Source organism: Kluyvera georgiana ATCC 51603, from assembly GCF_001654985.1.
GTDB classification, from domain to species: domain Bacteria; phylum Pseudomonadota; class Gammaproteobacteria; order Enterobacterales; family Enterobacteriaceae; genus Kluyvera; species Kluyvera georgiana.
The window spans coordinates 1-4,883 of record NZ_LXEU01000087.1; the positions used below are offsets into that span (position 1 = coordinate 1).

Here is a 4,883-nt window from a genome sequence, read left to right on the forward strand (position 1 = left end):
GGCCGACCGAGAGGCGCGCGGACTGCTCGCCGACGGCGGTGTCGACGCCGTCGGGAAGCTGCGGCAGAAACTCATTGACCCACGCTTTTTCCAGCGCCAGATGCAGCTGTTCTTCATCGGCGTGTGGGTTGCCCAGCAGCACGTTCTCACGCAGTGTGGCCGCCGGCAGCTGTGGATTTTGTCCGACCCAGCTCATCAATCGATGCCAGCTTTCAGGCTGGAGGTGACGGAGTTCGACACCATTGACCTTCAGCGAACCGCTGTAGGGGAGGAAACCGGCCAGCGCGTTCAGCAGCGAACTTTTACCGGAACCACTTTGCCCCACCAGCACCGCTCGCTGCCCGGCGTTAAGCGTGAAGTTGAGCGGGCCGACGAGCATTTTGCCTTCCGGCGAAGTGATAAACAGATCTTTCGCGCAAAGTGAAACCGGCTCGCTGGTCTCCAGCACCTGCTCACCGCGTTCAGGATGCGCCAGCGGCGATTCAAGGAAGGTTTTCAGGCTGTCGGCAGCGCCTACCGCCTGAGCCTTGGCGTGGTAGAAGGTGCCCAGATCGCGTAACGGTTGGAAAAATTCCGGGGCCAGAATCAGCGCCAGGAAGCCGGAGGAGAGCGTCACCGCCGCGCCGTAGCTACCAAAATTCAGCTCGCCCAGGTACGAGAAGCCGAAATAGACCGCCACCAGAGCAATCGAAAGGGAGGTGAAAAACTCCAGTACGCCGGAGGAGAGGAACGCCAGGCGCAGAACTTCCATGGTGCGTTGGCGAAAATCCTGCGAGGCTTCGCGGATGTTGTCGGTCTCGGCTTTGCCGCGACCAAAAATACGTAAGGTATCCATGCCGCGCAGACGGTCAAGGAAGTGGCCGCTCAGGCGCGCTAACGCCAGGAAGTTGCGCCGGTTGGCATCGGCGGCACCCATGCCGACCAGCGCCATAAACAGCGGGATCAGCGGAGCGGTGGCCAGCAGTATCAATGCGGCGACCCAGTTCGAGGGGAAAATGGCGACCACGATCAGCAGCGGCACGCAGGCGGCCAGCGCCATCTGCGGCAGGTAGCGGGCGTAATAGTCGTGCATGTCGTCAACTTGCTCAAGAATCAGCGTCGCCCAACTGCCCGCAGGTTTACCCTGGATCCACGCCGGGCCGGCCTGTTGTAGACGGTCGAGCACCTGACGGCGAATCTCAAAGCGAATCTGTTGCCCGGCATGAAACCCGACACGTTCGCGCAGCCACACCACCCAGGCGCGCAGGACGAAAACCAGCACCAGCTGAATAAACGGCATCAGCAGCGCTTCACGCGGAATGTTCTCCATAATCATATGGTGGAGGATGCGGGCCAGCAGCCACGCCTGAGCAATAATCAATATCCCGCTGGCGAAGCCGAGCAGGCGGGAGAGCATCAACCAGCGGCGAGACAGGACGCTTTGCTGTTTGAGCCAGCGGGTGAGTTCTTGTTGGCGACTTTTATTCATTGGGCGCTTAGCAGGTGGCTTCTGGATAATGGTTTCAGTTATGGGCGCGGCAATGTTACATCGCAGAAAAAATAAAGGCGACTTATCGTCGCCTTTTTTACTTTTGTTACTGACTTGTAAAGATTATTTGCAGGCGTCAGCCAGACCGTCGAGGTAGCGTTCTGCGTCCAGCGCCGCCATACAGCCGGTGCCCGCAGAGGTAATTGCCTGACGGTAAATATGGTCCATCACGTCGCCCGCTGCGAACACGCCAGGGATGCTGGTCTGGGTGGCGTTGCCGTGGATACCGGACTGCACTTTGATATAGCCGTTCTCCAGCTCCAGCTGGCCGTCGAAAATCGCCGTATTCGGGCTATGACCGATCGCCACAAACAGACCTGCGACGTCCAGCGATTCAATATCATCGCTCTCGGTTGAACGCAGGCGCAAACCGCTCACGCCCATCTGATCGCCGGTCACTTCTTCCAGCGTACGGTTGGTGTGCAGCACGATATTGCCGCTTTCCACTTTATCCATCAGACGCTTGATGAGAATTTTTTCCGCGCGGAAAGAGTCACGACGGTGAATCAGGTGTACCTCTGAGGCAATGTTGGACAGGTACAGCGCTTCTTCTACTGCGGTGTTGCCGCCGCCGATGACCGCCACTTTCTGATTACGATAGAAGAACCCGTCGCAGGTAGCACAAGCGGAAACACCGCGGCCTTTGAACGCTTCTTCCGACGGCAGACCCAGATAGCGGGCAGAGGCGCCGGTCGCGATGATTAAGGCATCGCAGGTGTATTCACCGCTGTCGCCGGTAAGACGGAACGGACGGTTTTGCAGATCCACGCTGTGAATGTGGTCAAAAATAATTTCGGTTTCGAATTTGGTCGCATGCTCGTGCATACGTTCCATCAGCAGCGGACCGGTCAGATCGTTCGGATCGCCAGGCCAGTTTTCCACCTCGGTGGTGGTGGTCAGTTGACCGCCTTTTTCCAGCCCGGTAATCAGTACCGGTTGCAGGTTTGCGCGTGCAGCATAGACCGCAGCGGTGTATCCCGCAGGTCCAGAACCAAGGATTAGCAGCTTACTGTGTTTGGCCGTGCCCATGAGATCCCCATAATTGTTGGCAGACATTGTCCGGGATTGTAGGGAATTTGTAGACGTAAAAAAAGAGCGCAGCGATTTTGTTAACGATATGTGTAATAGATCGAGCCGATTGATTGTTTATTTTAACATCAAGAAATATAACTATTTCTACTGTCCGCTGCCGGATTATAAGACGATTACATGTAAATCAAGCCCGGGTGATAATGAATATCTGGCATGTTGTACTAAAAAAAGATGTTTTGCTTTGACAATCACCTGTGCTTTTGCGACAACATTCAAGGAAGAAGAAAAGCAGTGTTTCGCGTGTGGTGAATTTTCATGCACGCAAATACCATTTTTACCCGGATCACTGAAATCTACGTATGGTGTGGACAGACACCATACGTGATGTCGGAGGGTGGCCGCAAGGCGCCGGGGCTTCTCATACGCAACCCCTGGGATATGCGTCGTTGCAGCAACAACGGCGTGTTGAAAACGGGAAAAGGCTCTGAACAGTGAAGTGCACAGAGTCAAGACAGGAGTAGGGAAGGAATACAGAGAGACAATAATAATGGTAGATAGTAAAAAACGCCCTGGCAAAGATCTCGACCGCATCGACCGCAACATCCTTAATGAGCTGCAGAAAGATGGGCGTATTTCGAACGTCGAGCTTTCCAAAAGAGTAGGACTTTCTCCGACCCCGTGCCTTGAGCGCGTACGTCGTCTGGAACGGCAGGGTTTTATTCAGGGCTATACCGCGCTGTTAAACCCGCATTATCTGGATGCATCGCTGCTGGTATTCGTTGAGATTACTCTGAATCGCGGTGCGCCGGACGTATTTGAACAATTTAACGCCGCTGTACAAAAACTTGAAGAAATTCAAGAGTGTCACCTGGTGTCCGGTGATTTCGACTACCTGTTGAAAACCCGCGTACCGGATATGTCGGCTTACCGTAAGCTTCTTGGCGAGACCCTGCTACGCCTGCCAGGCGTTAACGACACCCGTACTTACGTCGTGATGGAAGAGGTCAAGCAGAGTAATCGTCTGGTAATTAAGACCCGCTAAAACGGAACAGGTGCAAAATCAGCGTAGTTTGATTACACTCCTGTTAATCCATACAGCAACAGTGTCAGCGCAATCTGACACTGTTGTCCGTTTTAGCATTTGGCACCTGGAGAGCCTTTCTTGAGCCAGGAATATACAGAAGACAAAGAAGTCAAACTCACAAAACTCAGCAGCGGACGCCGGCTCCTTGAGGCGTTACTCCTTCTCTGCGCCATTTTTGCCGTCTGGCTAATGGCAGCACTACTGAGCTTCAATCCTTCCGATCCCAGCTGGTCGCAAACGGCCTGGCACGAGCCTATCCACAATTTGTGCGGCGCTTCCGGCGCATGGCTAGCCGATACGCTGTTCTTCATTTTCGGCGTGATGGCCTACACCATTCCGGTGATTATCATCGGCGGCTGTTGGTTCGCCTGGCGACACCGTGCCAGCGAAGACTACATCGATTATTTTGCCGTATCGCTGCGCTTGATTGGCGTGCTGGCGTTGATTCTGACCTCCTGCGGCCTTGCCGCCATTAACGCCGATGATATCTGGTACTTTGCTTCCGGCGGCGTCATTGGCAGCCTGCTCAGCACTGCGCTACAGCCCATGCTCCATAGCAGCGGCGGCACCATTGCGCTGCTGTGTATTTGGGCGGCGGGCCTGACGCTGTTTACCGGCTGGTCCTGGGTCAGCATCGCTGAGAAAATGGGCAGTTGGATCCTCAATATTCTCACCTTTGCCAGCAACCGTACCCGTCGCGACGATACCTGGGTCGATGAAGACGAATACGAAGAAGAAGACGAGTACGAAGATGACGCAGCGCAGAACAATACGCGCGAATCTCGCCGCGCCCGCATTCTGCGTGGCGCGCTGGCGCGCCGTAAGCGTATTGCTGAAAAATTCGCAAACCCGATGGGCCGCAAAACCGACGAAGCGCTGTTCTCGGGCCGCCGAATGGATGAGCCGGAAGAGACTGCCCGTTATGCAGCCCAGGCCGATCCTGATGATGTACTGTTCTCCGGCGCCAGCGCAACGCGCGCGGCGGAGTATGATGAATATGATCCGCTGCTGAATGGCCACTCGGTTACCGCGCCAGCCGCCGCCGCAGCTGCCGTTGCTTCAGCCCCAGTATGGGCAGCCGATTCGACTCAGGCGATTCCGCCTGTGGAAACGCCGAGCGTGGAATGGCAGCCCGTACCGACGCCAGCTACCGTTGACCCAACCATCGCGCCTGCGCCAGAAGGCTGGCCGCCAGTCCAGCCGGCTTACGAGCAGCCGCAGTATGCCCAGCCTCAGCAG

4 protein-coding genes are annotated in these 4,883 nt (G+C 55.8%); 2 read left to right on the plus strand and 2 right to left on the minus strand.

All coding sequences use genetic code 11. From position 1 onward, the window contains the following. Together cydD and trxB are read right to left on the minus strand one after the other, a co-directional pair. A partial coding sequence (gene cydD / locus M989_RS21495) for a heme ABC transporter permease/ATP-binding protein CydD (protein WP_064548744.1) occupies nt 1–1,468 on the minus strand: 1,468 nt, incomplete at its 3' end. A gap of 123 nt (nt 1,469–1,591) precedes the next feature. Then, nucleotides 1,592–2,557, minus strand: coding sequence for a thioredoxin-disulfide reductase (gene trxB, locus M989_RS21500; protein WP_064548746.1), 966 nt, complete (start codon nt 2,555–2,557; stop codon nt 1,592–1,594). Between the two features lie 550 nt (nt 2,558–3,107). On the opposite strand from trxB, the gene lrp reads away from it, so the two are divergent. Both lrp and M989_RS21510 read left to right on the plus strand, forming a co-directional pair. Beyond that, a complete protein-coding gene (lrp, locus tag M989_RS21505) occupies nt 3,108–3,602 on the plus strand; it encodes a leucine-responsive transcriptional regulator Lrp (RefSeq protein ID WP_000228469.1) in 495 nt (164 codons plus the stop codon). 120 nt (nt 3,603–3,722) lie between these two features. Next, a partial coding sequence (locus M989_RS21510) for a DNA translocase FtsK 4TM domain-containing protein (RefSeq protein WP_209438778.1) occupies nt 3,723–4,883 on the plus strand: 1,161 nt, incomplete at its 3' end.

Coding starts and splice junctions, on each gene's coding strand:
- trxB (WP_064548746.1), bottom strand. CDS start 2,557: ATGGGCACGGCCAAACACAGTAAGCTGCTAATCCTTGGTTCTGGACCT.
- lrp (WP_000228469.1), top strand. CDS start 3,108: ATGGTAGATAGTAAAAAACGCCCTGGCAAAGATCTCGACCGCATCGAC.